Genomic DNA, 25448 nt, shown 5'->3' on the forward strand with positions numbered 1-25448 from the left:
CGTCAGGGCCTAGCGCTCCTCGCGGAACTCCACGTGCCGGCCCGCCGCCGGGTCGTACTTGCGCAGCACCATGCGGTCGGGGTCGTTGCGACGGTTCTTGCGGGTGACGTAGGTGAATCCGGTACCGGCGGTGGACCGGAGCTTGATCACGGGACGTACTTCGTTGCGTGCCATGACGTCCACTATACGAAAACGGTTGTCGTTGTCAATAGACCGGCCGTCCCGGCGACCGCCACTGCGATGCCCCGCGTCCGGCGTCCGGGATTCCGAGCCGCGCTCACGCCGTGAGGTGGCCGAGGACGGCGGAGACGGCGGCGCGCAGGGGCGGGGTGGAGACGCGGGCGGGGTCGCGGGATTCGAAGGCGTGGTGGGCCTCGGGGGCTTCGACGACCTCCAGGGGGGCGCGGGAGGAGGCGGCCGAGGCGATGAACCGGTCGACCGTGGCGGCGATTTCGGGGACCTCGAGGGCCACGCGGGTGAGGACGGTGGGGAGGGCGGCGGGGGCGGGGTGGAAGCGGGTGGCGGACAGGCCCCAGTTGGGGAGGGGGGCGAGGACGGGGTAGGTCAGGGCGACGCAGCGCAGCCACGGCGGCGGGGCCGCGAGCCAGTCGGCGCAGAGCAGGCCGCCCGCCGAGAAGAACCAGAGGGCGACACGGTCGGGGTCCACGCGCGGGTCGGCCCGGACGAGGGCGACGGCCTCGGCCACGTCGTGGGCCGCGCGGTCGAAGTCGGTGAGGTCGTGGAAGCGGTGGTCGACGGTGGCGGCCACCACGCCCTGGGAGGCCAGGAGTTGGGCGTAGCCCAGGAAGGCCGGCCAGTCGCGCGGAGTCGGGCGGACGTCCGGCGATACGGGGCCGCCGTGGACGAACACGACGGCGGGGGACGGGTGTTCGGCACGGGGGAGGTGGAGGTCGACGCGACCGTGCCGCTCGCGGGGGAGTTCGGGGACGGGGAGGGGGAACGGCCGCTGCTGGGGGGCCTGTTCACCCCTGGGCGCGAGCCGCCGCCCCTCCCCCGCGACCGCCCGCAGCAGGACGTCCGCCAGCCCGCGCGGAGCGGACAGCATCGGCCAGTGCCCGGTGCCGAGGTCGAAGAAGGTCACCCGCGGTTCGGTGAGCACGGCGAGCCGGGGGTCGCCGAGCCCGACCAGCGTCTCGACCAGCGCGATGCTCGAACCGTTCGCCGTACAGAAGACGCCTGTCACCGGCAGCGCCGCGACCGCGCCCGTCAGGCGGAGCGGCCGGGTGAGGGTGGCGCGCGGTTGCGGTACGGCGCGGTCGGTCAGCCGGGCCAGCGCGTCCGCCGGGACCCCGGCCGTACTGCCGTGCCGTGCCCACTCCTCCGGGCCGGACGGCGGCGGGACCGGCCCGTCACCGTCCTGCGCGCGGTCCCGCAGCTCCTGGTCGCGGTAGAGCGCGAGCGGCGGATCGCCGTCCTGCGGGATACCGGTGTCCAGATGGACGACGCGGGCGGTACGCGCCGGGCGGCGGTCGGCGGCCCCGACCACCGGGTGGATGCCGTAGTCGTGCCCGACGAGCACCACCGGCCCCTCGGCGGCGGCCACCGCGTCGATCACCTCCAGCACGTCCCGGATGTGCGTCTCCAGATCGGTGTCGGGCCCCGCCGGACGGCCGCCGTCGCCCATGCCGGTGAGCGTCACCGGATACGCCCGCGCGCCCGCTTCCCGCAGCGCCCGCGCGGTCTCCTGCCAGATCCAGCCGCCGGTGTGAGCGCCTGCCACCAGTACGTACGCCGTCATGAGATCTCCTCGGTCACCCTGCGGAACGGCCGCTTTCCCGGCCGCGGGTACCGTAGGAACTCCCCCTGAGGGAGGTTCAAGCCGTGCCGCCTGACCGTTTGTGGACCATCGGGGAACTCGCCGAGCGCGCGGGCGTCACCGTCAAGACCGTCCGCTACTACTCCGACCGCGGCCTGCTCCCCGAGGCGCGCCGCAGCAGCGGGGGCCACCGCAGGTACGGCCCCGCCGCGCTCGACCGGCTCCGCACGATCCGCTCGCTGCGCGGCCTCGGCCTCGCGGTCCCCGACGTCCACCGGGTCCTCGACGAGGACGACCGCGCGAGCGCGGCCGGGGCCGACGCGGCGGCCGACGTGCTCGACGGCCTGATCGCCGGGCAACTGCGCGAGGTCGGCGCGGGCCTGGCCGCCCTGCGCTGGCGCGAGGCCGCGCTCCAGGCGCTCCAGGACTGCGGCCCCGGGGAGCGCGCCGAGCGGCTGCTGCTGGTCGGCGCGCTGCCGAGCCCGCCGAGCACCGCCGCCATGGCCCGCTTCTGGCGGCGCTGGCTGCCGCCGCGGATGCCCGCCCGGCTGGTCTCGGCCATCCTTGACGGGACGATTCCGCAGCTCCCCGAGGCGCCGACCCCGGCGCAGGCCCTGGCCTTCGCGCGCCTGCACGCGCTGGTGTCGGGGAGCTGCGACGGTGCGGGAAAGGTCTCCGGAAAAGCCTCCGGCACGAGCCCCGGCGACGGCCGCGACCCCACCCAGCCCGCCGCGCACCGGCCCGAGGAGGGCTACCGCCCGGCCGTCCTGTACGACGGCCTCATCGAGGCGTACGGGCTCGCCGCCCCGCACCTGCGGGCCGGGCGGCGACCGCAGGAGGGCGAGGCGCTGGACTGCTTCGTCGCCGCGTACGCCCGCTCGCGCGGCGCCCGCGACACCCCGGCCTTCCGCCGCCGCCTCGGCGGGGTGCTCGGCGCGGACCCGCGGATCGACCGCTACTGGCAGCTCGCCGGGGAGCTGTTCGGCCCGGCGGACCCGACCCCGGGCAGCACGCACGACTGGCTGCTGGCCGCGCTGGACGGCGCGACCGCCGAGGCCGCCTGAACCGTACGCCGGTACGTCAGTAAGCCAACACGCCAATACGCCAACACGCCGGTACGTTCACCGGACCGTACGCCGCGGAAACGTTCCGGAAGGCGTCCCCGGAGAGCGTACGAACTCGTCCGGACCTGTCCGGAATGCGAAAACCTTCGGGGGCCCCGATGCTGGGAGGGCAACGGGGAGAGCAAGGCGTTCCCCCAAGGAGGGCAGCCATGTCCATGCTCGACAAGCTCAAGGGCCTGCTGAAGGGTCACGAGGACCAGGCGCACCAAGGCGTCGAAAAGGCCGGTGACATGGTCGACAAGAAGACCGGCGACAAGTACAGCGGCCAGGTCGACCAGGTCCAGGACAAGCTGAACGACCAGCTCGGCGGCGGCACCCGTCCGTCGAACGAGCAGCCGTAACCGTACGACGCGGCCGGCATTCGTACGGCGTACGCGTCGACGTACGGGCAGCCGCGTCCACCTCCGCGGAGGCGGACGCGGCTGCCCGACGCGTCAGCCCGACACGTCATGCGCGACCGGGGGCTCACGCCCAGCCGTACAGCTCCTTGAGCCGGTTCACGACGAGGTTGAACCTGCCCCGGTCCAGGGCGCACGCCTCGCGCCGCATGCCCTGGTCGTGCAGGCGCAGGACGCGGTCGACGGCGACCCAGGACTCGCGGCCCTCACGGTCCCAGGGCCCGGTGCCGATCGGCACCCACTCGTGGTCGTTGTCGTGGCGCTTGCTGGAGAGCTGGACGGCGAGCAGCGTGCCGCCCGCCTCGCGCGCCACGACCAGCACCGGCCGGTCCTTGCCGCGCCCGTCGTTCTCCTCGAACGGCACCCAGGTCCAGACGATTTCCCCGGGGTCGGGGTCACCGTCGTGATCCGGCGCGTACGACGTCCGCACCCGGCCCACCTCGCGCGGCTCCGCCTCGGTGGTGGCGTACGGCCCGCTGGCGCCGGGGAATTCAGCATTGGCAGCATTCGCAGTCATCCGCAAGACGGTAGGCCCTGCGGGCGGCGGCCCGGCGAGCGGGTCGGAACCCGTCGGTCACGAACCGCCCGGCGGCGCACCCGTGCCTCAGCCGTGCCTCAGCCGCGCCTCAGCCGCGCCTCAGCCGTGCCTCAGCCGTGCCTCACCAACGGCCGTGCACCTGCGCCCTGATGCGGCGGTCGTACAGCTCGCGCACCGCGTCCAGCGTGGCGTCGGTCAGCGGCGGCAGCGCGGCAGCGGCGGCGTTGGCCCGCGCCTGGGCGACATCGCGCGCGCCGGGGATGACGCTGCTGACGCCCGGCTGCTGGATGATCCAGCGCAGCGCCGTCTGCGCGGGCGTGGCGCCCTCGGGCGCGAGCGCGGCGAATTCGGCGGCGGCGTCGAGGCCGGTCTCGAAGTCCACGCCGGAGAAGGTCTCGCCCTGGTCGAACGCCTCGCCGTGCCGGTTGTACGTACGGTGGTCGTCGGCGGCGAAGACGGTGTCGCGGGTGTACTTGCCGGTGAGCAGCCCCGAGGCCAGCGGCACCCGCGCGACGATGCCGACGCCCGCCTCGGCCGCCGCGGGCAGCACCGCCTCAAGCGGCTTGAGGCGGAAGGGGTTCAGGATGATCTGCACGCTCGCGACGCCGGGCCGCGCGATGGCGGTCAGCGCCTGCTCGCACGTCTCGACGCTCACCGCGTACGCCGCGACGCGCCCCCGCGCCACCAGCGTGTCCAGGGCGTCGTACATCTCGTCCGAGGAGTAGACGGCCGTGGGCGGGCAGTGGAGCTGCACCAGGTCGAGGGTGTCGACGCCGAGGTTCGCGCGCGAACGGTCGTTCCAGGCGAGGAAGTTGGCCAGTACGTAGTTCTCGGGCACCTGCTCGGCCCTGCGGCCCATCTTGGTGGCCACGAACACCCCGGCGTCCGGGCGCTCCTTGAGATACCGCCCGATGAACTGCTCGCTGCGGCCGTCCCCGTACACGTCGGCCGTGTCGAAGAAGGTCACGCCCGAGGCGACGGCCGCGTCGAGCACGGCGAAGGCGTCCGCCTCGCGCACCTCGCCCCAGTCGGCACCCAACTGCCATGTCCCGAGCCCGACGACGGACACCTTCCGGCCCGTCCTGCCAAGAATCCGCTGCTCCATGCGGCGATGCTACGTCGCCGGTGTCCGGTCGGCGCTCGTGACGTCCGCCGGTCGCCCCGTCGGTCGCCCCGTCGGTCGCCCGGCCGGTCGCCCGGTCCGGCGCTCCGCGCTCCTGCGGCGGCACGCGAGGAAGAACCCGAGCCCCGCCAGGAGCGCGGGGGCGATCATCTCGGCCGTCAGCGAGGCCAGCCAGTCGGGGTTGATCCGGTCGGTCATGCCGCTGGTGTACTGGCAGGTGGCCTGCGGCGGAAAGAAGCTGTACGTCACGGTGCGCGGCGGGCCGCTGCCCCAGTCGGCGCCCGCCGAGCACGCGGAGGACGGCCCGGCCAGCAGTTTCCAGCCCGCCAGCGCGTAGATCATCAGGAAGAAGGAGCCGGTGACGAAGAACGCCGCCCCCGTACGGCGGACCTTCTCGTCCCGCGACATCGGCACGACCAGCTCGCTGGCGAAGGCTCCGCGAAGCGGCGGCTCGAAGCACTCGGCGAGCAGCGCGAGGAACACGCACGCGGTCATGAACAGCAAGGCGGCCCAGAGCAGTCCGGTGAGCAGCGCGCCGCCGCCGACGGAGGTCACGTCGCCGTCGCGGAACTCGCAGACGGTGGCGGGCGGAAACGCCTGGTTCCGGGTGCGCACCAGCGGGCCGGGGCCCTTCGTCATCCCCTGCGCGCACCGCTCGTCGAACTCCATCATGCCGAACAGCGCGACCGCGAGGCCCAGTGCGAGCACCGCGAAGGCCGCGCCCGCGCCCAGCCACAGCAGGCCCGTCCGATAGCCGCCGTACGCGCCGTATCCGCCCTGCCCGGCGGGGCCGCCCCGCGCGCTCCGCCCGCCGTCCATCCGCGCGTAAGACATTCGCGCACAGTAACCGACGGCCGCCGCCGGTGACCCGGCCTTGGGAAAACCCACGCAGGGGCCCGGTACGGTCACGGGGAGTGAGCCGTTTGCGGGGCGGGGGGACGGGCGTACGCTCGTCCGGGGAGAGGGATAAAAGGGACTAAAGGGAGCGAGGTGGTGGCCATGACGATCATGGGGTCGCGTCACCGTGGGACCACGGACCCTGAGGATTGGGAGGCCAGTCACCGCAGGGCCCTGGTGCTGAGCGAGGTGGCGGCGGAGGGGATGGTGGGGCTGTCGCGAGTGCTGCGCAGGGCGGCGGCGGGCGACGAGGACGCGGCGGGCATCCGGGTGGAGGCGCTGCTGCGGGCGCTGCCGGGCATGGGGATGTTCGACAGCCACTACCTGCTGGTGCGGGCGCACATCCGCGAGTCGGGGCTCGCGGGGGAGCTGAGCCCGGGGCAGCGCGTGGCGCTGGTGGAATTCGTCGAGCGGGCGCGGCACCTGCACGACCCGGTACCGCCGTGGGCGGCCTGACCACCCGGCTCACGTCCTGGCCCCAGAAGTTCGAGTCGGCCGAGGAGTCGGCCCGCGACCGGTGACAGCCCCCGGAAGCGGCTGCCGGAGTAGGCTGAAAGTGCAGGTGAGCGTGGCGGTGCGGCACGTGCCTGTGCGGCGCGCGCCTGTCTTCGGCCACGCCAGAAGGTCGTGAGATCGATGGTTGCTCTGATCACTGTGCTGGTGGTGGTCGTCCTGATCGGACTGATCCTGCTCGCCATGAGCCTGCACGATGTGCAGCAGTACGAGCGGGGCGTCGTCTTCCGCTTCGGACGTCTGCTGCCGAACCTGCGGCAGCCGGGCCTGCGGACGATCCGCCCGATCGTCGACCGGATGCGCAAGGTCTCCATCCAGACCGAGGTGCTCGGCGTCCCGGCGCAGGGCGCCATCACCGGCGACAACGTGACCGTGACCGTCGACGCCGTCGTCTACTTCCGGGTCCTGGACCCGGTCAAGGCCCTGGTCAACGTGCACGACTACCCCAGCGCCGTCTCCCAGATCGCGCAGACCTCGCTCCGGTCGGTCATCGGCCGCGCCGACCTCGACACGCTGCTGTCGGACCGCGACCACGTCAACGCCGAGCTGAAGACGGTGATGGACGAGCCGACCGAGGAGCCCTGGGGCCTGCGGATCGAGCGCGTGGAGATCAAGGACATCGCGCTGCCGGAGTCGATGATGCGGTCGATGTCCAAGCAGGCGGAGGCCGAACGTGAACGGCGGGCCCGTGTCATCGCGGCCGAGGGCGAATTCCAGGCGTCGCAGCGCCTGACCGATGCCGCCGCCACGATGGCCAACACTCCGGGCGCCCTCCAACTGCGGCTGCTGCAAACCGTGGTGGACGTCTCCGCCGAGAAGAACAGCACCCTCGTGATGCCGTTCCCGGTCGAGATCCTGCGCTTCTTCGACCGCGTGGCCGGGGACACGGCCACCGACGGCGCGGGCCACGCGGAACCGGACACCGGCCCCGACGCCCGTACGGGCCCGGTCGACGAGAACGTCCCGCCGGACCGGCCGAGGCTCGTCCATCACTGAGACCCGCCCCCTTGCGATAGAGCGCACTCCAGGGTGTTGGCTGTGGAGCCATGAAGTACACCCAGCTCGGCCGCACCGGCCTCAAAGTCAGCCGCCTCGTCCTCGGCACCATGAACTTCGGCGGGCAGACCGACGAGCCCGGCAGCCACGCGATCATGGACACCGCGCTGGACGCGGGCATCAACTTCTTCGACACGGCGAACATCTACGGCGTGGACGAGCGCAAGGGCCGCACCGAGGAGATCCTCGGAAGCTGGTTCGCCCAGGGCGGCGACCGGCGCGACAAGGTGGTGCTGGCCACCAAGCTGTACGGGAACATGACGCAGGGCAACCCCTGGCAGGAGGAGCCCTGGCCGAACCACCAGCGGCTGAGCGCCCTCAACATCCGCCGCGAGGTGGAGGCCAGCCTGAAGCGGCTGGGCACCGATCACATCGACGTCTACCAGTTCCACCACATCGACCGGGCCACGCCCTGGGACGAGATCTGGCAGGCGATCGACGTCCTGATCCAGCAGGGCAAGGTGCTCTACGCCGCCTCCAGCAACTTCGCCGGCTGGCACATCGCGCAGGCCAACGAGGCGGCGGCGCGGCGCGGTTCGCTCGGGCTCGTCAGCGAGCAGTGCCTGTACAACCTCTTCGAGCGCACCGCCGAGATGGACGTCCTCCCGGCCGCCGAGGCGTACGGGCTCGGTGTCGTGCCCTGGTCGCCGCTGCACCAGGGGCTGTTGGGCGGCGCCATCCGCAAGTCCCGTGAGGGGGGCGGCTCCCGCACCCACGCCGGGCGCTCGGCGCGGGGCCTGGCCGATTCGGTGGTCCGCGACCAGGTTCAGCGCTACGAGGATCTGCTCGCCGAGCACGAGCTCGACCCCGGGGAGGTGGCCCTCGCCTGGCTCCTCACCCGGCCCGCCGTGACCGGGCCCATCATCGGGCCCCGCACCCCCGCCCACCTCGACGGCGCCCTCCGCGCCCTCGATCTCCACCTCTCCGTGGACCTTCTCGCCGCCCTCGACGCCATCTTCCCGGGCCCCGGCCCTTCCCCCGAAGCCTTCGCCTGGTAGCCCCGACCGCCGCCGCCCGGGCGGCTCAGCCACGCGCCTTCAGGGGCGCACCGTCTTTCGCCCGGACGGCGAGCCGATCTTTTAAGGGGCGCGGGGAACTGCGCCACCAGCCACGACGCTGCCGCAGGTCACCACCCGCCCCGACGGGGCAGATCGGCTGTCCCCGGACCACCGGGCCGGTGGCGGGTTGCCCGCGCAGTTCCCCGCGCCCCTAACGGGGCCCACCGTCTTTCGTCCGGGCGGCGAGCCGATCCTTTAAGGGGCGCGGGACTGTTCCTGATCTGCGGCTGCCGCCGCGTGGGCGCGCTCAGCCACGTGCCTTTAGGGGCGCACCGTCTTTCGGCCGGACGGCGAGCCGATCTTTTAAGGGGCGCGGGGAACTGCGCCACCAGCCACCACGCTCCCGCACCTCACCACCCGCCCCAGCGGGGCAGATCGGTTGTCCCCGGACCACCGGGCCGGTGGGGGCTGGCCGCGCAGGTCACCGCCCGCCCCGGAGGGGCAGTTCGGTGGTGTCCGGGCCACCGGCCGGTGGGGGCGGGGAAGCGGAGGGGAGGCGGAGGCGGAAGAGGGCGCCTTGGCCGGGAGCCGTGTCGAGCTCGATGTACCCACCGTGAGCGGCAGCGAACGCGGCACAGATGGAGAGCCCGAGACCGGCGCCGCCCCCGGCGCCCCGGCTGCGGGAGGCGTCCACGCGGTAGAAGCGTTCGAAGACCCGCGCGGCCTGGTCGGGCCCGAGCCCGGGCCCGGCGTCGGCGACTTCGAGGACCCCGTGTCCGCCGACGGTGCCGACGCCGATCCGGACGGGCGTGCCGGGAGGCGTATGGGCGACGGCGTTGCCGACGAGATTGGCGACGACCTGCCGCAGCCGGGCCTCGTCACCGAGCACGGGTGCGGGACCAGGACCGGAGCCGGAGCCAGAGCCGGAGCCGGAGCCAGAGCCGGAACCGGACCCGCCCGGCCCGGTGAGGGAGACCGGCCGGGACGGATCGAGGGCGGTCGTGTCGTGCAGGGCGTCCACGGCCAGGGTGCGCAGGTCCATCGGAGCGAGCTGCACGGGCCGCTGCTCGTCCATCCGCACCAGCGTCAGCAGATCCTCGACCAGGCCGCCGAGCCGTACGGCCTCGCTCTCGATCCGCGTCATCGTCCGCTTCACGTCGGCCTCGTCGGGCAGCGCGCCCATCCGGTACAGCTCCGCGAAGCCCCGGATACCGGCCAGCGGAGTGCGCAGTTCGTGGCTGGCGTCGGCGACGAACCGGCGCATCTGCTTCTCGGACTCCGCGCGCGCCGCGAAGGCCGACTCGATCTGCGTGAGCATCCCGTTGAGCGCGGCGGACAGCCGCCCGGCCTCGGTGCGCGGGGACGCAGCGGGCATACGGTGCGACAGCGGGCGCCCGGCGGCTATCTCGGCGGCGGTGGCCTCGATCTGCCGCAGCGGCCGCAGCCCGGCCCGTACCGCGAACCAGCCCGCCACCCCGAGCAGCGCCGCGACCACCGCGCCGATCAGCAGGAACGCGGTGCGCAGGTGGGAGGCCGTGGAGGACACCTCGTCCAGGGACGCGGCGACCACGACGCCCGCGGGCAGGTCGGCGGAGGGGGCGGCCGTGCCCGCGGCGACCGGTTCGATCAGCACCCGCCACCGCCCGCCGCCGTGGTCGCTGGCGACGTCGAACGGCTTGCCCAGCCGCTCGCGCAGCGACCCCGCGTCCATCGTCGGCCACAGCGGGCGCGGGTCCCCGGCCGAGACCGGCAGCCGGAACTGGTCGGAGACCCGCCCGTCCGCCGCGGCGAAGGCCACCACGAACTGGCTGGGCAGCCACGGCCGCGGCGCGCCGGGCCCCGGCCGTACGTAGCGCGGCGCGGGCACCCCGTCGGTGCCGAGCCGCCGCGCGAGCGGTTCGCCGTACCGCTGGAGCTGTTGGTCGACGCGCCGCACCTGCTGGCCGCGGACCGTGCCGAGGACGACGGTGTCGCTGACGGCGAGGCCGAGCAGGACGAGGACCAGGCAGAGCAGCACCAGCCGGGAACGCAGCGAGAGCGCGGAGAGCCGCAACGAGCGGAGGGACCTGAGGGAGCTGAGGGACCGCACGGTGCGCACGGCGTCAGCCCTGCGGTCGGCGCAGCACGTACCCGACGCCGCGCACCGTATGGATCAGCTTGACCGTGCCGTCGGCGCCGGAGTCGACCTTGCGGCGCACGTACGAGATGTACGACTCGACAATGCTGAGGTCGCCGCCGAAGTCGTACGCCCACACGTGGTCGAGGATCTGGAGCTTGGACACGACGCGGTCGGCGTTGGCCATGAGGTAGGCGAGCAGCTTGAACTCGGTGGGTGAGAGGGAGACCGGGCGGCCGGCGCGGAGCACCTGGTGGCCGACCGGGTCCAGCTCCAGGTCGCCCGCGACCAGCCGCCCCTCGTCGGTGGGGCCGCCGGTACGGCGCAGGATCGCGCGGATGCGGGCGATCAGCTCCTCCAGGCTGAACGGCTTGGTGACGTAGTCGTCGCCGCCCGCCGTCAGGCCGCTGATCTTGTCGTCCACGCCGTCCTTGGCGGTCAGGAACAGCACGGGGAGCCGGTCGGCGGCGCCGCTGCCGGGGCGCGCGCGCGGCCCCGACTCCTCGCGCAGGTGCCGGACGACCGCGAAACCGGTCATGTCGGGCAGCATCACGTCGAGGACGACCAGGTCGGGGCGCTCACGGGCGACGGCGGCCAGCGCGTCGGCGCCCGAGGCGGCGGAGACCACCTTGAAGCCGACGAAGCGCAGGGACGCGGAGAGCAGTTCCCTGATGTTGGGCTCGTCGTCGACGACCAGCAGGCTGGCCTCGGGCGTCGTGTCCATGGAGTCCTCCTGGCCCCCGTCGTACGGTGCGGTTTCGCACCGTACGCTCCCGTCCTGTGAAGGCGGGGTCAGTTGCCCGTACCGCCGCCCGAGCCGCCCGAGCCGCCCGCGCCGCCCGCCGTACCCGTACCGCCGCCCGCGCCTCCGGCACCTCCGGCACCTCCGGCGCCGCCACGGCCGCCGAAGCCTCCGAAGCCGCCGCCGAAGCCGCCCGCGGTGGCCGCGCCCTCGGTGACGGTGGTGGCGGCGATGTCGCCTGAGGAGTTCGCGCTGCCGCGTACGGTCACGCTCTGGCCGGGCTGGAGGTCCGAGGTCTTGCCGTCCTTGGTGACGGTGACCTTCGTGGAGCCGCCGGTGGTGACCTTGACGATGCTGCCCTGGGCGTCGGTGACGTAGATGGTGTCACCGTCCACCAGCTTGACGGTGCCGACGGTGACGCCGGTGCCTGTGCCGCCGGTGCCTGCGCCGCCGCCCGCGCCGGGAGCCGCGCCCGGCGCCGTACCGGAGCCCGTACCCGTACCCGAGCCCGTGCCCGTACGGCCGTTGGCGCCCGCGAAGGCCGAGGCGAAGTCGCGGGCCGCGGCCGAACCGCCGCCGGACGAGCGGCCGTTGAGGTGGTTCTTCTCCACCAGCGCGCCGCCCGCGAAGGCCGCCGCGGCGACGACGCCCGCGGACAGCAGCAGCGTCAGCCAGGGCAGTTTGCGGCGCGGCGGGGCGGCCAGCTCGGCCGAGATGTCACGGGCGTCCGGCGGCTCGGACAGGACGTCCTCCGGCCGTTCGGTGAGCACCGCCTCGCCGGGCCGCTCGACGATCTCCACCTCGCCGAACGTGTCGGTGAGCGGCAGCAGCTCCGTGTCGGCGTCGGCCTTCACGAGTTCGGTGCGGCGTCGCGCCATGTCCGGTTCTCCCTCGTCCCTCGTACGTCGTGTGGTGTGGTGGTGGACGGCCTACTCATGGCGCAGGGCCTCGATCGGGCGCAGGGCGGCGGCCCGGTTGGCGGGGTAGCCGCCGAAGAACAGGCCGATGGCGACCGCGATGGCGAAGGCGCCCCACACCGACTCCGGGATGATCACCGGTTTGATGCCGACGATCGTGAAGCGCGAGCCGATCAGTCCCGCCACCACCCCGAGCCCGCCGCCGACCAGCGACAGCAGGGTCGACTCGGCGAGGAACTGCCCGAGGATGACGCCCTTGGGCGCGCCGATCGCCTTGCGGATGCCGATCTCGCGGGTCCGCTCGGTGACCGTCACCAGCATGATGTTGGTGATGCCGATCCCGCCGACCAGCAGCGAGATCGCCGCGACCGCGCCGAGCAGCACCGTGAACGTCCTGTTGGTGTCGGACTGGGTGCTGAGCAGCGACTGCTGGCTGCTGACCCGGAAGTCCAGCGCGTTGGCGTCCTTGATGCCGTGCGTGCCCATCAGGATCGTGGTGATCTCGTTCTGCGCCGGGGTCGTCGCGTCGGCCGACGTGGCCTCCACGAGGATCTGGTTGACCGAGCCGAAGCCGGTGAAGGCGTTCTGCACGGTCGGCAGCGGCGCGACCAGGATGTCGTCCGGGTCCTGGAAGCCGGTGCCGCCCTTGGTCTCCAGCACGCCGACGACCGTGAACGGCGTCCCGCCGAGCACCACCTTCTTGCCGACCGGGTCGGCCGTGCCGAACAGGTCGGTGGCCGTGGTCGAGCCGATCACCGCCACCTTGCGGGAGTTGAGGACGTCGTCGGCGCTGAAGTAGTCGCCCTTGGCGACCTTGCTGTTGGATGCCTTGAAGTACGCGGGGTAGGTGCCGACGACCTGCGCGACGTCGTGCGAGGTGCCCTCGTACAGCGCGGTCTGCGAGGACGTGGTCACCTCGGGGGCGACGGACTCGATGCTGGGCGCGGCCGTCGGGTCGGCGAGCGCCCGCGCGTCGTCCACGGTCAGCGGCTTGACGGTGGTCGCCGACGAGGACGAACCGCCGCCGAATCCGGCGCCGGAGGAGATGGTCAGCGAGTTGGTGCCCAGCTTCTCGATGGAGTCCTTGACGGACTGCGAGGAGCCGTTGCCGACCGCGAGCAGGATGATGACGGCGGCGACGCCGATCAGGACGCCGAGCATGGTCAGTCCGGAGCGGACCTTGTTGGCGGCGAGGCCGCCGAAGGCGAAGCGGAGGGTCTCGAAGGGGTTCACGCGGTGCCCCCGCTTCCGAAGCCGTTGCCCGTATTGCCGTTGCCCGCATTGCCTATGCCCGTACCGCCAATGCCCGTACTGCCGTTGCCGTGGCGGCTTCCGGTGAGGGCCTGACGCCGGCCGCCGGTTATCGGGTCCTGCGGGTGGTGCGCGGCGAAGGACGCAGGGTCGCGCAGCGCGGGCGGCGGGCCGTCGGCCGGTGCCTGGCGCCGGTCCTCGACCACCTGGCCGTCGACCAGCGTGATCACCCGCTTGGCGTGCCGGGCGACCTCGTCCTCGTGCGTGATCAGTACGACGGTGCGCCCGGAGGCGTTGAGCCGGTCGACGATGGCGAGCACTTCCTCGGTGCTGTGGCTGTCCAGGTTTCCGGTCGGCTCGTCGGCGAGCAGCATGGCCGGTGCGGTGACCAACGCCCTTGCCACGGCGACGCGTTGCTGCTGGCCGCCGGAGAGTTCGTTCGGCCGGTGGTCGACGCGGTCGGCGAGGCCGACCAGCGCGAGCGCCGCCAGCGCGCGCCTCCTGCGCTCGGCGGACCGCACACCCGCGTAGGCCAGGGGGAGTTCGACCTGCGCGAGCGCGGGGGTGCGCGGCACGAGGTTGAACGACTGGAAGACGAAGCCGATCTTACGGTTGCGGACGAGCGAGAGCTGGTGCTCGTCCAGGCCGCCGACGTCGATGCCGTCGAGCAGATAACGGCCCTCGGTGGGGATGTCGAGGCAGCCGAGGATGTTCATCAGGGTCGACTTGCCGGACCCGGAACTGCCCATCACGGCCACCATGTCGCCCTGTTCGACCAGCAGATTCACGCCGGGCGAGACGCCGGTGACGGGGTCGGGGTCGCCGCCGAGCGCGCGCACGGCGGCGTCGCCGTGCCCGTACGTCTTCAGCAGCGACCGCACCTCGATGACCGGCGGGCGGCCCCAGGGGCTGTCGTCGTCCCCCTCGACACCCGCGGTTTCCTCGCGGCCCGAGATCTGCTCGACGCCCGAGGTCTCTTCCGCGCCCGGACTCTCTTCGGCGTCACCAGTACGGGCGCCGGGCCGCAGGCCGCCGAGGCGCTGCCGCAGGGCGGGCCTCATCCGCGGCCACCGCCGGCACCGCCGCCACCGCCGGTACGGAAACCGCCGCCCCCGCCGCCGATCCGGTTCGCGCCGCCGCCGAGGCCGCCGGGGAAGGCGCCGCTCGGGAAACCGCCGTTGCCGGAGGACGCGACCGTGGCGATCTGCACCTGCTGGCCCTCCTTCAGACCGCTGGTGATCTGGTCGGCGGTGTCGCCCTCGACGCCGACGGTCACGGACGTACGGGTCGTGCTGCCGTCGGAGTTGACCACCGTGACCGTACGGTTGGCGCCGGTACCGGAGACCGCGGCGGTCGGCACGTTCAGCGCGCCGGACGCCGAGCCGGTGATCACCTGGATACTGGCGCTCAGGCCGGTCCGCAGATCTGCGGTGGGGCTGGTGATGGCGAGCGTGGCCGCGTACTGCACGGCGCTGCCGCTCCCGCCGCCGCTGCCGCTTCCGCTGCTCACCGGGAGCGAACTGACCGACAGCACCTTGGCGTTGAGCACCGTGCTCGACTGCGCGTTGAGGGTGACGGTGGCGGGCTGGCCCGCCTTGACCTTCAGCGAGTCGGCCTCGGAGAAGTTCGCCGTCACCTGCATGCCGGTGGGGTTGGTCAGGACGACGAAACCGGACGGGGTGCTGGAACCGCTGCTGCTCGACGTGGAGTTGGAGCTGCTGGAGTTCGAGCCCTGGCCGCCCGAGCCGCTGCCGGTGCCGCCGGTGCCCGACACCGTCTGGCCCTTGGCGGCCGAGACCGAGGCGACCGTGCCGGACACCGGGGCCTTGAGCGTGGTGCCGTCCACCGCGCGCTGGTCGGCGTCCACGGCGTTCTGGGCCTGGGTCAACTGGGCCTGCGCCTGGGCGAGTTGGGCCGGGTCGACGGTGTAGGTGGGGGACGGCGTGGGCGTCGGGGCGGCGTCCCGCGAGCCGCCGCTGCCGGAGCCGGTGTTGGAGCCCGTGCCGGAGCCGCTGCCGGAGCCCGTGGTGGAGGTGACCAGCTCGCCCGCCTCGACCTTGGTGAGGTTGGCCCGCGCCGCCGTCAGCGTCGCCTGGTCCTGCTGCAACGTCTCCTTGGCGTCGGTCGGATCGACCTTCGCCAGCACCTGGCCCTTGGTGACCTTGTCGCCCGGCTTCACGTCGACCTCGGTGAGCGTGCCGCCCGTGGTGAAGTCCACACCGGCGTCACTGGGCGAGGCGAGCGTGCCGGAGCCGGACACCGTCGCCAGCACCGTGCCCTTGGACACCGTCACCACGCGCGCGCCCGTACCACGGGTGTTGCCGCTGTCACCGTTGTTGACCGCCGCGTAGGCGCCGCCTGCGCCCGCGAGGACCACCACGCCGAGCACCGAGTTGATCAGGACGGCCCTGCGCCGCCGTGGGAGCACCTTCATGGCGCGCATCCTGGCCGCCGACGCCTTTGATGGCCTGGGAGAAGGCTGGGAGTTTCCTGGGAACGGCGCCGTGCGCGAGGCCGCCCCGCCACGGCACGAAGCGGTCGCTTTACGTCTCAACCGGACCGTACGGCGGGCCCGTACGGGTCGCGGCGGCCGATTCGCGCGCCCCGGCTCCCCGGGAACTCACAGCTCGCGCCCTGGCTGTGCCTAACTCGCGGCGGTTCACTCATGCGCCGCCACTCATGGGTGCTCGTGTCCCGCGCGTGCGCGTGGGTGAGCGGCGCCCCCCGCCCCCGCATCCGAGGAGACCACGGTCATGACCCTGACCACCACCCGGCAGTCCGCGCGCCGCTCCGCGCTGCGGGCGGGCGCGTGCGTCGCCGTCCTCGCCTCGGGCGCGCTGCTGCTCACCGCCTGCTCGTCGTCGGGCTCCTCTGGCTCGGCGTCCGCCGACGCGAAGGCGTCGTCCTCGTCCTCGCCGTCGTCCTCCGCCAAGGGCGCCCCCGGCGGCGCGCAGGACATGGCGGCCTACCGCGACTGCCTCTCCCAGCACGGCGTGAAGCTGCCGTCCTTCTCCGGCCGCCCCTCCGACCGCGCGTCCGGCCGCCCCTCGGGCCGTCCCTCGGGCCGCCCGAGCGGCGGATTCGGCGGGGGCTCAGGCGGCTTCGGCGGTTTCGGCGGCGAGTCCGCCGACCCGGCCACCCAGAAGGCCATGGAGGCATGCGCCTCGCTGCGCCCCCAGTTCAACGGCCAGCGCGGCGGCGGCCCCGGCGGCGTCAGCTCCGCCTTCCAGGCGTTCACGAGCTGCCTCAAGGACCACGGCGTCACCCTCCCCACCCCCTCCCCCACCACCCGCCGCGGCGGCTTCGGCTTCGGCGACCTCAACACCTCCGACCCGAAGACGGCCAGGGCCTACACCACCTGCAAACCCCTCCTCCCCACCCGCCCGCCCGCCTCCCCCTCAGCGACATAACCGCCCTCCCGGCCCAGCCGTCCGGGGCACAGGTGCCCCCTTATCCGGGCACATGCGCAAAGGGCCGGGCGAATGGGATCGCGCGGGCACATTGCGGCGCTAAGGTGCAGGCAGCGCACGGCGGTTGTGCGCTGGGTCACAGCCTGTGGGGGGCCGTATGCGCGAGATGGTCAAGGGCGGCAATGTCGGGCTTTCGGCATTGAGCGAGCACACCGGGGCGGTGATCGTCAGCCTGGGGTGGAGCAGCGCGAGCGGGGACGGGGACGCCGATGTGTCCGTGTTGCTGCTGGACGGCGACGGCAAGGTCCGCAGCGACGACGACTTCTACTTCTACAACAACCCCGCGGCGGCGGACGGAAGCGTGCAGTTGCTCGGCAAGACCCCGACGGAGAACGGCAGCGAGGACCGGATCAGCCTGGATCTGACGGCCGCCCCGGGGATGTGCAGCGGATCGTGCTGGCGGCGAGCCGGTACGGGGGCGCGCGGTTCGGGGACCTGGACGACCTTCGGCTGACGCTCGCCGACGGCAACGGCGAGGGGCTGCTGCGGTTCACGATCGAGGACGCGGGCCCGATCGGGGCCGTGATCTTCGGGGAGCTGTACCGGCGGGACGGCGGCTGGAAGTTCCGGGCCGTCGGTCAGGGGTACGACTCGGGACTCGCGGGCCTGGCAACGGACTTCGGCATCGACGTGGACGACGCGGACGAGACGGCGGCCGACGAGGAGCCGGGCGGCGCGCTGGAAGCGGCGCCGGAGCCCCAGGCTCCCACGGACGCGTCGGCGCGGGTGGCCGTTCCGGACCCGGCACACGCCCAGGACCCGGTGGCCGCTCAGGGCCCGGTGGGCACCTCGGCGTCGATCCCCCGGCAGGTCGCGCCGCAGGCCGCCGTCCCGACGGCCGCCTCGTCGGTCGAGCAGGCACCGCCGCCCAAGCGCCCCCGCACCGCCCGCAAGAAGGTCACGCTGCCCGCCGTCACCCGCAAGTCCCTCGCGGAGAACGACTCCTGGCGCATGGCACGGCTCTTCCCCGCGGGCACGCTCAAGAGCGACCGCGAGCGGGAGACCAGGGCCACGTCCGTACTGCTCTCGGTGATGGCCCAAGTGCCCGAGTTCGGACGGCGGTTGACGGCGGCGTTCGGCGCGCCCGCCGGGCGGATGGAGACGTACACCGAGGTCTCGCTGCCGCACGGCGGCGAGAGCCCCAAGCGGCCCGACGGGCTGATCCGGGTGGAGCGCGCGGGCAAGCTGTGGACCGCGCTGGTCGAGACGAAGACCAACGGAAATCCGCTGCGGACCGCGCAGGTCCAGGACTACGTGGACATCGCGGGCCGCCGCGCGTACGAAGCGGTGATCACGCTCTCCAACGACGTCGCCCTGGACGGCAGTCCGCTCGTGGACGTCAAGATCGACGGCCGCCGCAAGCACAAGGTGGCTCTGTGGCACCTGTCCTGGGCGGAGGTCACCCACCAGGCGCAGATGCTGATCCGGCACGAGGGCGTCGGGAACGCGGCGCACGCCTGGCTGTTGCAGGAGTTGCTGTACTACCTCCAGCACGAGAACTCCGGCTGCCACGGCTTCCAGAACATGGGCCCGGCCTGGGTGCCGGTGCGCCGGGGCATCGACGAGGAGACGCTGTGCGAGGGCGATCCGCGCGCCGTCGACGTGGTCGCCAACTGGGAGCGGCTGATCCGTCAGGTCTGTCTGCGGCTGGGCGGTGAACTGGGCCAGAAGGTGCTGCCGGTGCAGCGGGTCAAGCGCGGCACCGACCCCGGGGAGCGCCGAGCCGCGCTCGCCGACCGGCTGTGTCGCGAAGGGCGCCTCCAGGCCGAGTTGCGGATCGAGGACAGCCCCGGCGTCCTCGGTCTCACCGCCGATCTGCGGACCAGCAAGTTGCGTACGTCCCTGGACGTTCCCGCGCCCGCCGCCGGCTCACCGCTGACCTGGGCGAAGCGACTGGTACGCCAACTTCCCGACGCTCCGGCCGACTTGCACGTGGAGACGCTGGTCGACGGGCGCGGCTCCGGCCCCCGGGGAACGCTGGAGCGGCTGCGCCCCGAGCCCGCCGACCTGCTCCCCCGGGACGGCGCCACGATCACCGGCTTCCGCCTCTCCCTCTTCAAGGGCATGGGCAGCACCCGCGGTACGGCCGAGACCGGCTTCATCCGCAGCGTGGACGAAGCCGTCGACCGCTTCCACGACACGGTCGTGACACCCCTCCAACGCGGCCCGCGCGGCTAGACCCCGCCGTCCCGCCCGCCCTCCCGCCCCCGGAGGGGAGACGGGGGTCACTTCGGGGGGCGGTCACATCGGGGTGGGGCGGGGCGTCAGGGAGGTGCGTGCGCCGGGGACGTCGTGGAAGGGCGGCGGCGGCGCGGAAACGCACGAGCCCGAGGAGTAGTAACGCCATGGAAGCCCGTCTGAACCTTTTCGAGAGCCCGCTCGCCGCGAAGTCGCTGCGGCACCTCACCGCGGCCGGCAAAGTGCTGGCGGACTCGACGGTGCCGCTCGCCACCCAGGAACTGGTACGGCTGCGCGCCAGCCAGATCAACGGCTGCGGATTCTGCACCGACATGCACACCAAGGACGCGGCGGCGGCCGGGGAGACGCAGCAGCGGCTCAATCTGGTGGCCGCGTGGCGCGAGGCCAAGGTCTTCACCGACGCCGAGCGCGCGGCCCTGGAGCTGGCCGAGCAGGGCACCCGTATCGCCGACGCGGCCGGGGGCGTCGCGGACGAGGTGTGGGCGAACGCCGCCAAGCACTACAACGAGGAGGAGCTGGCCGCCCTCGTCACCGGCATCGCCCTGATCAACGCCTTCAACCGGCTGAACGTGATCATTCAGCAGCCCGCGGGGGACTACGAGCCGGGCATGTTCGGCTGAGACCCAGGCGGGCGGCACCCGCGGCCCCGGCGTACAGGGGCCGTCGGGGCCGCCCCGTCAGGGGCCGCGGCTACCAGGGCAGCGGCCCCTCGGCGTCGAAGTACCCGCCGGTCGGGCCGTCGGCCGGCACCTGCGCCATCCGGACGATGATCTCGGCGCCCTGCTCGACCGTCTGGACCCCGGTGTTCCCGTTCAGATCGGTCTTGGTGAAACCGGGCTCGACGGCGTTGATCCGCATCTCGGGGAACGCCTTCGCGTACTGCACGGTGATCATGTTCACGGTGGTCTTCGACGCCGGGTACGCGACGCCCGGATACGCGTAGGCGGGGGTGCCGGGGGCGCTGAGCCGGGACAGCGAGGCCAGCCCGCTGCTGAGGTTGACCACGACCGGCGCGGCCGAGCGGCGCAGCAGCGGCAGGAACGCGTGGGTGACGCGCACCAGGCCGAAGACGTTCGTCTCGAACGTCTCCCGCATGACGTCGGCGGTCAGGTCGGCGGCGCCGACGACGCCGTTGTCGGCGGTCCTGCTCTCGATGCCCGCGTTGTTGACCAGGACGTCGAGGCCGCCGTCCGCCGCGATCGCCTCGGCCGCGGCCCCGACGGACGCGTCGTCGGTGACGTCGAGCCGGACCGCCCGCGCGCCCGCGCCCAGCCGCTCGACGGCCTCCCGCCCGCGGTCGGCGTCCCGGCTGCCCACGTAGACGGTGTGCCCCGCGGCCAGCAGGCGGCGGGCGGTCTCGAAGCCGAGGCCCTTGTTCGCTCCGGTGATCAGTGTCGTTGTCATACGTCCACGGTGCGGCAGGCCCGCCGGGGCAGCCAGTGGCCCGGTCTTCCTGGGACTGCCGGTACCAGGACGGCGCGGGCCGCACGGTGCACAGTGGAACCATGGCGACCACGGAGTTCGGGCACACGGTACGGCGCTGGCGCGACCGGGTCTCCCCCGAGGCGGCCGGGCTGCCCGCCGGGGGCCACCGGCGGGCGGCCGGGCTGCGCCGCGAGGAGCTGGCCCTGCTCGCCGGGATCTCCGTCGACTACGTCACCCGGCTCGAACAGGGCCGCGCGGCCAACCCCTCCGAGCAGGTCGTCGAAGCGCTCGGCCGCGCGCTGCGGCTGACCACCGCCGAGCGCGAGCACCTCTTCCACGTCGCCGGACTCGTACCGCCGGGCCAGGGCACCGTCCCCGCGTACATCACGCCGAGCGTGCAGCGCATGCTCGACCGGCTGACCGGGACGCCGGTCGCCGTCAGCGACGCCGCGTGGACGCTGCTGCTGGCCAACCCCCTGTACGTGGCCCTGATGGGGCAGCAGCAGGGCAACGACCGCAACGCGATCTGGCGCAATTTCCTTGGCTCCGGCTCCCGGGTCCGCCACACCCCCGAGTCGCTGCGGCTGCTGGAGATCTCCCAGGTCGCCCAGTTGCGCGCCACCGCCAACCGCTACCCCGCCGACCAGCGCCTGCGCCGCCTGGTCGCCGAGCTGCGCGCCCGCAGCCCGCGCTTCGCCGAGCTGTGGGAATCCGGCGAGGTCACCCGGCACGACGCCTCCCGCAAGACGATCGACCACCCGGTGGTCGGCCCGCTGACCCTGGACTGCGACATCCTCAGCGTCGCCGGAAGCGATCTGCGGATCATGGTCTACACCGCCGAGCCCGGCACCGAGGACGCCGAACGCCTCACCCTGCTCGGCGTCGTCGGCACCCAGGCGCTCAGCCCCGCCGGAACCCCCGGCACCTGACCCGCCTCCGTACGCCTCGCGGAAGACGGCGCGGACGACTCCCCCGCGCCCTGCTGCCGGGGCGGTGGCGCGAGGGGGGCCGGGGCGAGGCGGCGCGGGCGCTCGCGGATACTTGGGGGATGCGGACGAATGGGGCGGTACAGAGCGCTGACCTGCGGTGGGCGCTGCGCGCGGCCGTCGCGGGGGACGTGGAGCCCATAGCCGAGCTGCGGGCCGTCGTGATGCGGGCGGATCTGGAACGGCTCGGGCGGTACGACGGGCACCGGGTACGGCAGCGGCTGCGGGACTCGTTCTCGACGCGGTACACCTCGGTCGTCACCGTCGAGGGGGACTTCGCCGGGTGCGTGACGCTGCGGCCCGCCGAGACCGGCAGCGCTCTGCTCGAACACTTCTATCTGGAACCCCGTTACCAGGGGCGCGGGTTGGGCTCGGCCGTGCTGCGGGAACTGCTGGGCCGCGCCGACGCGCGCGGCGAGGACGTACGGCTGAACGTCCTCCAGGGCAGCGCCGCCCGGCGGCTCTACGAACGGTGGGGCTTCGTCCTGGAGACGGAGGACGCGGTCGACGTGTTCATGGTGCGCCCCTCGCCGGTCATGAACGCCTGAGGTTACGGCGATTCACCTTGTGGTGACGGGTGTTAACCTGCGGATATGACGCCTCCCGCCGAGCGCACCGCACCGGCCCGCCGCAGTGGACAGCACCACGGCGACCTCCGCAACGCCCTGGAGCGGGCCGCCCTCGGCCTCGTCGCCGAGCGCGGGCCGCACGGCTTCACGCTCGCGGAGGCCAGTCGGCGGGCGGGGGTCAGCGCGGCGGCGCCGTACAAGCACTTCGCCGACCGGGACGCGCTGCTGGCGGCGCTGGCCGAGCGCGGGTACCGCGAGCAGCACCGCCGGTTCTCGGCCGCCGTCCGTCAATCCGCGGACCCGGTCGAGCAGTTGGCGGACTTCGCCGCCGCCTACGTCCGGTTCGCGGTGGAGGAACGGGCCCTGTTCGACATCACGTTCAGCGCGGGACTCGACAAGTCCCGCTATTCGAGCCTGGCTTCGGCGGGCGACCAGGTGCTGACCGCCGTGCTCCCGACGGCCCGCCGCCTCACCTCGGGCGACCGCGCGGTGGAGTTGATACTGGACGTCTCCTCGGCCGCGCACGGCCTGGTCCTCTTCCTCGCGGAGGGTCTGCTCGGCCCGGCGCCGGACGCCGTCGCCCGCGCGGAGTCCCGCGCCGCGCGCACCGCCCGCGCCCTGGCCCGCGCGCTGCCGACCGTCGCGCGAGAGCCGCGCTGACGCGTCGTCAGAGGTCGGTGATCTCCTGGGCGTAGAGCGTGGTGAGCGGCTGCGGGCCCACGTACTGCCGGCAGTTGCACGTGCCCGTCGCGGCGCTCCGTGCGGTCCGCCTCAAGGCGCTCCATCGTGCGCTCGTGCCGGGTGCGCAGCGCGGTAAGGGCGTCCGCCGCTCAGCGGTCCTCCGACCGCACTCCGATCGTGAGCAGCAGATTGGCGTACGTACGCCGGTCGCCGGTGGCCACCACGAGGGCGGTGTCGGGGCCGCGGGCCGCGTCGTAGAAGGCGAAGCGGTCGAGGCCGTCGAGGGTGAGGCCGGGGAGGGCGGCACGGAACTCCGCGAAGATCTCCGGCTCGGAAAGGTCGGAAGTGTCGGACGTCTCGGAAGTGTCGTCACGGTCAGGCGGCGGGGTCATGACGGCCGCCGCCTCGATCGGGATCGCGTCGACCAGGGCGTCCAGTACCTCGGTGACCAGCAGCCGGTCGGGGCTGAGGTTGAGGTAGACGCGCTCGGCGGCCGGGTTGGCGCCCGTGGTGTGCGGATAGTGGCCGTCGCTGATCAGGACGCGGGAGCCGTGGCCCGCGGCGGCGAGCGCGGCGAGGATCGCGGGGTGGGTCAGTCCGTAGCGCAGCATGGGCGGCGGCTCCTTCGATACATCCGATCTCTGCATCCGACCCCGGGAGCGTACCCGGCCCGCCGACACAAGGGTCGGCGGGCCGGGGGCGGGAAGCGTCGGGCGCTACGGAAGCGTCAGGATCTGGTACGAGTCCCCGTACGTCTTCCACTTCAGCGGCGGGTCCAGGTTGAGGTTGCCCGCGTTGAGGAAGACGCGCTGCTCGGTGTCGACGCGGCTGGTGTCGTCGTGGGCGTCCTCGGTCTTCATCGCGGCCTTGCGGGCGTCGAGGAAGGCGTTGAGGTACGTGGTCTCGTTGCCGCCCTGGGCCGGGGTCTTGGCCTTCTTCATGGCGGTCTTGCGGATGCCGCCGAAGCTGACGGAGTCGTCGCCGGGGCCGTGCATCACGATGGCGTCGTAGTAGATGAACTGGCCGAGGGTGCCGAGGCCGTCCGTCTTGGCCTGGTTGACCGACGGGTTGAAGTAGACGCGGTCGCGCTCGTCGTTCTGCGCGGTCTGGAAGACGGTGTCCTTGGCGGCGGTCTTCCACGCGCTCACGAAGGCCGAGCCGAGGCCGGAGTGCGAGTCGGAGCCGTTGACGCTCTCCAGCGCGGGGAGGTACTTGGCCAGGACGTTGCCGGGCTTGAGGTCGTTGTAGTGCTTGACCAGGTCCAGCATGTCGCCGGTGCCGGAACAGAAGCCGATGATGCCCGCGGTGTAGCCGCGGCCGTCGCCGATGTCCTCGATGTACTTGTACTGGGCCTTCCAGTCCAGCGAGGAGTTCTCCGCGCTGGAGACCAGCTCCATCGCGATTTCCTTCTTGTGCGGGTCGGCGAGACCGGCTGCCGCCGCCTTGGGCGCGACCGCGGCGGCGTGCGCGCCGGGCGCGGTGGCCGCGTTGCCCGCCGTGGCCAGGGCCAGCGAGGCGCCGCCGCCCGCCAGTACGCCGACGGCGGCGATCATGGCTATCCGGCGGCTGGGGCGCCGGTTCGAGCGGTGCGAGTGGGGGGATCGGTGCACGTGCGTCTCCGTTTCCGGCCGTCGGAGGAACGGCCAACTGCGGGGGCCTGCTGTGCAGTTAGGAAAGGTTCCTAACCAATGGAGAGCATTGAAGCACTGCGACGGCCGCACGCCAAGGGGCCGCCGCGACCGAGTTCGTGGCGCGATGTCGTACCCCCGCGCGACACTGGAGGCATGTGCAGAAGCATCAAGACCCTGCGACCGCCGATGACGCCCGATCCGGACGAGGACGACATCGAAGCGGCGGCGCTCCAGTACGTCCGCAAGATCTCCGGTTTCCGCGCGCCCGCCGCGCACAACCGGGAGGTCTTCGACGCCGCCGTGGCCGCCGTCGCCGCGGCCACCGCCGACCTCCTCGACGGCCTGGAGGTACGCGGCGCCGCCGCCCGCGCCCACGGCGGGGCGGCCTGACCCCCGGACCCGCCCGGCCCTAACCTGACCCCATGCAGCACATGACCGAGGCCGAATGGCGCGCCTTCGCCTCCACCGGTACCCGCACGGGGAAGCTCGCCGTCCAGCGCAAGGACGGCGGTCCCCACGTCACGCCCGTCTGGTTCCTGCTCGACGACACCGACCCCTCCGACATCCGCGTCGTCTTCAACACCGGCAGCGACTCCCTCAAGGGCAAGGCCCTGCGCCGCGACGCCCGCTTCGCGCTCTGCGTGGACGATCAGGAGCCGCCCTACTCCTACGTCCTCTTCGAGTGCACCGCCGAGCTCGTCGAGGACCCCGCCGCCCTGCTTCACTGGTCCACCAAGATCGGTTCCCGCTACATGGGCTCCGCCCGGGGGGCCGAATTCGGTGCCCGCAACGCCGTTCCCGGTGAATATCTCGTCCGTGGCCGCATCAACCGTGTCACGGCCCAAGCCGCCGTAGCCGACTAGCCCTCCGGGCCCCGCCCCCACCCAGGACGGTGAGCCGATCTTTCCCGGGCCCCGCCCCCGTCCCCGCACCTGCCCGGGGCAGTGGGCCGATCTTTTTAGGGGCGCGGGGAACTGCGCGACCAGCCCCCACCGGGCTTTCAGCCCGAAAACAACCGCATCTGCCCCGCTGGGGCC

At 73.1% G+C, this 25448-nt stretch carries 26 protein-coding genes and 1 pseudogene; 13 read left to right on the forward strand and 14 right to left on the reverse strand.

Annotated elements, in window-relative coordinates:
• Nucleotides 1–9: 9 nt before the first annotated feature.
• Nucleotides 10–174: a 50S ribosomal protein L33 gene (gene rpmG, locus ACFY9V_RS01365; RefSeq protein WP_355339719.1), complete on the reverse strand. Its 165-nt coding sequence runs from the start codon at nucleotides 172–174 to the stop codon at nucleotides 10–12.
• Between the two features lie 103 nt (nucleotides 175–277).
• Nucleotides 278–1759: an alpha/beta fold hydrolase gene (locus ACFY9V_RS01370; RefSeq protein WP_391158595.1), complete on the reverse strand. Its 1482-nt coding sequence runs from the start codon at nucleotides 1757–1759 to the stop codon at nucleotides 278–280.
• Between the two features lie 83 nt (nucleotides 1760–1842).
• Here ACFY9V_RS01370 and ACFY9V_RS01375 point away from each other — a divergent pair, with 83 nt between their 5' ends.
• Both ACFY9V_RS01375 and ACFY9V_RS01380 read left to right on the forward strand, forming a co-directional pair.
• Nucleotides 1843–2841, forward strand: coding sequence for a MerR family transcriptional regulator (locus tag ACFY9V_RS01375; RefSeq protein WP_391158597.1), 999 nt, complete (start codon nucleotides 1843–1845; stop codon nucleotides 2839–2841).
• Nucleotides 2842–3050: 209 nt separating this feature from the next.
• Nucleotides 3051–3242, forward strand: coding sequence for an antitoxin (locus ACFY9V_RS01380; protein ID WP_355339710.1), 192 nt, complete (start codon nucleotides 3051–3053; stop codon nucleotides 3240–3242).
• Nucleotides 3243–3366: 124 nt separating this feature from the next.
• On the opposite strand, the gene ACFY9V_RS01385 is transcribed toward ACFY9V_RS01380, so the two are convergent.
• From ACFY9V_RS01385 to ACFY9V_RS01395, 3 genes are all read right to left on the reverse strand, one after another.
• Entirely contained in the window at nucleotides 3367–3816 is a 450-nt protein-coding gene (locus ACFY9V_RS01385; protein WP_391158600.1) for a type II toxin-antitoxin system PemK/MazF family toxin, read from the reverse strand.
• 142 nt (nucleotides 3817–3958) lie between these two features.
• Nucleotides 3959–4942, reverse strand: coding sequence for an aldo/keto reductase (locus ACFY9V_RS01390; protein ID WP_391158602.1), 984 nt, complete (start codon nucleotides 4940–4942; stop codon nucleotides 3959–3961).
• Between the two features lie 9 nt (nucleotides 4943–4951).
• Nucleotides 4952–5794 (reverse strand): hypothetical protein, encoded by an 843-nt coding sequence (locus tag ACFY9V_RS01395; RefSeq protein ID WP_391158604.1) that lies wholly within the window; start codon nucleotides 5792–5794, stop codon nucleotides 4952–4954.
• Nucleotides 5795–5959: 165 nt separating this feature from the next.
• Between ACFY9V_RS01395 and ACFY9V_RS01400 the strand changes: the two genes are divergently transcribed.
• The 3 genes from ACFY9V_RS01400 to ACFY9V_RS01410 all read left to right on the forward strand — a co-directional run bounded on the left by ACFY9V_RS01400 (nucleotide 5960) and on the right by ACFY9V_RS01410 (nucleotide 8424).
• Entirely contained in the window at nucleotides 5960–6313 is a 354-nt protein-coding gene (locus ACFY9V_RS01400; RefSeq protein WP_355339698.1) for a hypothetical protein, read from the forward strand.
• Nucleotides 6314–6493: 180 nt separating this feature from the next.
• The gene (locus ACFY9V_RS01405) at nucleotides 6494–7366 is read left to right on the forward strand and encodes a slipin family protein (protein WP_355339695.1); all 873 of its coding nucleotides are present in this window, start codon (nucleotides 6494–6496) and stop codon (nucleotides 7364–7366) included.
• Between the two features lie 50 nt (nucleotides 7367–7416).
• Entirely contained in the window at nucleotides 7417–8424 is a 1008-nt protein-coding gene (locus ACFY9V_RS01410; protein WP_391158607.1) for an aldo/keto reductase, read from the forward strand.
• Nucleotides 8425–8905: 481 nt separating this feature from the next.
• Here the strand turns inward: ACFY9V_RS01410 and ACFY9V_RS01415 are convergent, their stop codons facing one another.
• From ACFY9V_RS01415 to ACFY9V_RS01440, 6 genes are all read right to left on the reverse strand, one after another.
• Nucleotides 8906–10522 (reverse strand): ATP-binding protein, encoded by a 1617-nt coding sequence (locus ACFY9V_RS01415; protein ID WP_391158609.1) that lies wholly within the window; start codon nucleotides 10520–10522, stop codon nucleotides 8906–8908.
• Nucleotides 10523–10526: 4 nt separating this feature from the next.
• Nucleotides 10527–11264 (reverse strand): response regulator, encoded by a 738-nt coding sequence (locus tag ACFY9V_RS01420; protein ID WP_391158611.1) that lies wholly within the window; start codon nucleotides 11262–11264, stop codon nucleotides 10527–10529.
• Between the two features lie 68 nt (nucleotides 11265–11332).
• Nucleotides 11333–12160, reverse strand: coding sequence for a hypothetical protein (locus ACFY9V_RS01425; protein WP_391158613.1), 828 nt, complete (start codon nucleotides 12158–12160; stop codon nucleotides 11333–11335).
• Nucleotides 12161–12211: 51 nt separating this feature from the next.
• Nucleotides 12212–13432, reverse strand: coding sequence for an ABC transporter permease (locus ACFY9V_RS01430; protein ID WP_391041839.1), 1221 nt, complete (start codon nucleotides 13430–13432; stop codon nucleotides 12212–12214).
• The gene (locus tag ACFY9V_RS01435; protein WP_391158616.1) at nucleotides 13429–14511 is read right to left on the reverse strand and encodes an ATP-binding cassette domain-containing protein; all 1083 of its coding nucleotides are present in this window, start codon (nucleotides 14509–14511) and stop codon (nucleotides 13429–13431) included. Before ACFY9V_RS01435 ends, ACFY9V_RS01430 begins: the two co-directional genes overlap by 4 nt.
• Entirely contained in the window at nucleotides 14508–15884 is a 1377-nt protein-coding gene (locus tag ACFY9V_RS01440) for an HlyD family efflux transporter periplasmic adaptor subunit (protein ID WP_391158618.1), read from the reverse strand. Before ACFY9V_RS01440 ends, ACFY9V_RS01435 begins: the two co-directional genes overlap by 4 nt.
• Nucleotides 15885–16203: 319 nt before the next feature.
• Between ACFY9V_RS01440 and ACFY9V_RS01445 the strand changes: the two genes are divergently transcribed.
• The 3 genes and pseudogenes from ACFY9V_RS01445 to ACFY9V_RS01455 all read left to right on the forward strand — a co-directional run bounded on the left by ACFY9V_RS01445 (nucleotide 16204) and on the right by ACFY9V_RS01455 (nucleotide 19739).
• Nucleotides 16204–16860: a hypothetical protein gene (locus tag ACFY9V_RS01445; protein WP_391158620.1), complete on the forward strand. Its 657-nt coding sequence runs from the start codon at nucleotides 16204–16206 to the stop codon at nucleotides 16858–16860.
• A gap of 157 nt (nucleotides 16861–17017) precedes the next feature.
• A pseudogene (locus tag ACFY9V_RS01450) lies at nucleotides 17018–19098 on the forward strand (TerD family protein).
• A 167-nt stretch (nucleotides 19099–19265) separates the two neighbouring features.
• A complete protein-coding gene (locus ACFY9V_RS01455; protein ID WP_355339668.1) occupies nucleotides 19266–19739 on the forward strand; it encodes a carboxymuconolactone decarboxylase family protein in 474 nt (157 codons plus the stop codon).
• Nucleotides 19740–19809: 70 nt separating this feature from the next.
• On the opposite strand, the gene ACFY9V_RS01460 is transcribed toward ACFY9V_RS01455, so the two are convergent.
• On the reverse strand, nucleotides 19810–20523 hold the full coding sequence (locus ACFY9V_RS01460) for an SDR family NAD(P)-dependent oxidoreductase (RefSeq protein ID WP_355339665.1): 714 nt from the start codon (nucleotides 20521–20523) through the stop codon (nucleotides 19810–19812).
• A gap of 101 nt (nucleotides 20524–20624) precedes the next feature.
• On the opposite strand from ACFY9V_RS01460, the gene ACFY9V_RS01465 reads away from it, so the two are divergent.
• The 3 genes from ACFY9V_RS01465 (at nucleotide 20625) to ACFY9V_RS01475 (ending at nucleotide 22759) form a co-directional block, all read left to right on the forward strand.
• Nucleotides 20625–21473 carry a helix-turn-helix domain-containing protein gene (locus tag ACFY9V_RS01465; RefSeq protein WP_391158623.1) on the forward strand — a complete coding sequence of 283 codons (849 nt, stop codon included), beginning with the start codon at nucleotides 20625–20627 and terminating at the stop codon, nucleotides 21471–21473.
• Nucleotides 21474–21592: 119 nt separating this feature from the next.
• The gene (locus tag ACFY9V_RS01470) at nucleotides 21593–22078 is read left to right on the forward strand and encodes a GNAT family N-acetyltransferase (RefSeq protein ID WP_391158625.1); all 486 of its coding nucleotides are present in this window, start codon (nucleotides 21593–21595) and stop codon (nucleotides 22076–22078) included.
• Between the two features lie 45 nt (nucleotides 22079–22123).
• Nucleotides 22124–22759 (forward strand): TetR family transcriptional regulator, encoded by a 636-nt coding sequence (locus ACFY9V_RS01475; RefSeq protein ID WP_391158628.1) that lies wholly within the window; start codon nucleotides 22124–22126, stop codon nucleotides 22757–22759.
• A gap of 170 nt (nucleotides 22760–22929) precedes the next feature.
• Here the strand turns inward: ACFY9V_RS01475 and ACFY9V_RS01480 are convergent, their stop codons facing one another.
• Nucleotides 22930–23391, reverse strand: a complete 462-nt coding sequence (locus tag ACFY9V_RS01480; protein ID WP_391158631.1) for an RbsD/FucU domain-containing protein — start codon at nucleotides 23389–23391, stop codon at nucleotides 22930–22932.
• Between the two features lie 105 nt (nucleotides 23392–23496).
• Entirely contained in the window at nucleotides 23497–24333 is an 837-nt protein-coding gene (locus tag ACFY9V_RS01485) for a chitosanase (protein WP_355340133.1), read from the reverse strand.
• A gap of 231 nt (nucleotides 24334–24564) precedes the next feature.
• Between ACFY9V_RS01485 and ACFY9V_RS01490 the strand changes: the two genes are divergently transcribed.
• Nucleotides 24565–24801, forward strand: coding sequence for a DUF2277 domain-containing protein (locus ACFY9V_RS01490; RefSeq protein WP_355339648.1), 237 nt, complete (start codon nucleotides 24565–24567; stop codon nucleotides 24799–24801).
• Nucleotides 24802–24833: 32 nt separating this feature from the next.
• Nucleotides 24834–25274 (forward strand): PPOX class F420-dependent oxidoreductase, encoded by a 441-nt coding sequence (locus tag ACFY9V_RS01495; RefSeq protein ID WP_355339645.1) that lies wholly within the window; start codon nucleotides 24834–24836, stop codon nucleotides 25272–25274.
• The last annotated feature ends 174 nt before the right edge of the window (nucleotides 25275–25448 follow it).

Origin of the sequence: Streptomyces sp. NPDC008317, assembly GCF_042955955.1 — a bacterium.
GTDB lineage: Bacteria > Actinomycetota > Actinomycetes > Streptomycetales > Streptomycetaceae > Actinacidiphila.

Bases quoted from the DNA above. Each gene is read 5' to 3' on its own strand.
- rpmG (WP_355339719.1), bottom strand. From the start codon at position 174: ATGGCACGCAACGAAGTACGTCCCGTGATCAAGCTCCGGTCCACCGCC.
- ACFY9V_RS01370 (WP_391158595.1), bottom strand. From the start codon at position 1,759: ATGACGGCGTACGTACTGGTGGCAGGCGCTCACACCGGCGGCTGGATC.
- ACFY9V_RS01380 (WP_355339710.1), top strand. From the start codon at position 3,051: ATGTCCATGCTCGACAAGCTCAAGGGCCTGCTGAAGGGTCACGAGGAC.
- ACFY9V_RS01385 (WP_391158600.1), bottom strand. From the start codon at position 3,816: ATGACTGCGAATGCTGCCAATGCTGAATTCCCCGGCGCCAGCGGGCCG.
- ACFY9V_RS01390 (WP_391158602.1), bottom strand. From the start codon at position 4,942: ATGGAGCAGCGGATTCTTGGCAGGACGGGCCGGAAGGTGTCCGTCGTC.
- ACFY9V_RS01395 (WP_391158604.1), bottom strand. From the start codon at position 5,794: ATGTCTTACGCGCGGATGGACGGCGGGCGGAGCGCGCGGGGCGGCCCC.
- ACFY9V_RS01400 (WP_355339698.1), top strand. From the start codon at position 5,960: ATGACGATCATGGGGTCGCGTCACCGTGGGACCACGGACCCTGAGGAT.
- ACFY9V_RS01405 (WP_355339695.1), top strand. From the start codon at position 6,494: ATGGTTGCTCTGATCACTGTGCTGGTGGTGGTCGTCCTGATCGGACTG.
- ACFY9V_RS01410 (WP_391158607.1), top strand. From the start codon at position 7,417: ATGAAGTACACCCAGCTCGGCCGCACCGGCCTCAAAGTCAGCCGCCTC.
- ACFY9V_RS01420 (WP_391158611.1), bottom strand. From the start codon at position 11,264: ATGGACACGACGCCCGAGGCCAGCCTGCTGGTCGTCGACGACGAGCCC.
- ACFY9V_RS01425 (WP_391158613.1), bottom strand. From the start codon at position 12,160: ATGGCGCGACGCCGCACCGAACTCGTGAAGGCCGACGCCGACACGGAG.
- ACFY9V_RS01435 (WP_391158616.1), bottom strand. From the start codon at position 14,511: ATGAGGCCCGCCCTGCGGCAGCGCCTCGGCGGCCTGCGGCCCGGCGCC.
- ACFY9V_RS01440 (WP_391158618.1), bottom strand. From the start codon at position 15,884: ATGAAGGTGCTCCCACGGCGGCGCAGGGCCGTCCTGATCAACTCGGTG.
- ACFY9V_RS01445 (WP_391158620.1), top strand. From the start codon at position 16,204: ATGACCCTGACCACCACCCGGCAGTCCGCGCGCCGCTCCGCGCTGCGG.
- ACFY9V_RS01455 (WP_355339668.1), top strand. From the start codon at position 19,266: ATGGAAGCCCGTCTGAACCTTTTCGAGAGCCCGCTCGCCGCGAAGTCG.
- ACFY9V_RS01460 (WP_355339665.1), bottom strand. From the start codon at position 20,523: ATGACAACGACACTGATCACCGGAGCGAACAAGGGCCTCGGCTTCGAG.
- ACFY9V_RS01465 (WP_391158623.1), top strand. From the start codon at position 20,625: ATGGCGACCACGGAGTTCGGGCACACGGTACGGCGCTGGCGCGACCGG.
- ACFY9V_RS01470 (WP_391158625.1), top strand. From the start codon at position 21,593: ATGCGGACGAATGGGGCGGTACAGAGCGCTGACCTGCGGTGGGCGCTG.
- ACFY9V_RS01475 (WP_391158628.1), top strand. From the start codon at position 22,124: ATGACGCCTCCCGCCGAGCGCACCGCACCGGCCCGCCGCAGTGGACAG.
- ACFY9V_RS01480 (WP_391158631.1), bottom strand. From the start codon at position 23,391: ATGCTGCGCTACGGACTGACCCACCCCGCGATCCTCGCCGCGCTCGCC.
- ACFY9V_RS01485 (WP_355340133.1), bottom strand. From the start codon at position 24,333: ATGATCGCCGCCGTCGGCGTACTGGCGGGCGGCGGCGCCTCGCTGGCC.
- ACFY9V_RS01490 (WP_355339648.1), top strand. From the start codon at position 24,565: ATGTGCAGAAGCATCAAGACCCTGCGACCGCCGATGACGCCCGATCCG.
- ACFY9V_RS01495 (WP_355339645.1), top strand. From the start codon at position 24,834: ATGCAGCACATGACCGAGGCCGAATGGCGCGCCTTCGCCTCCACCGGT.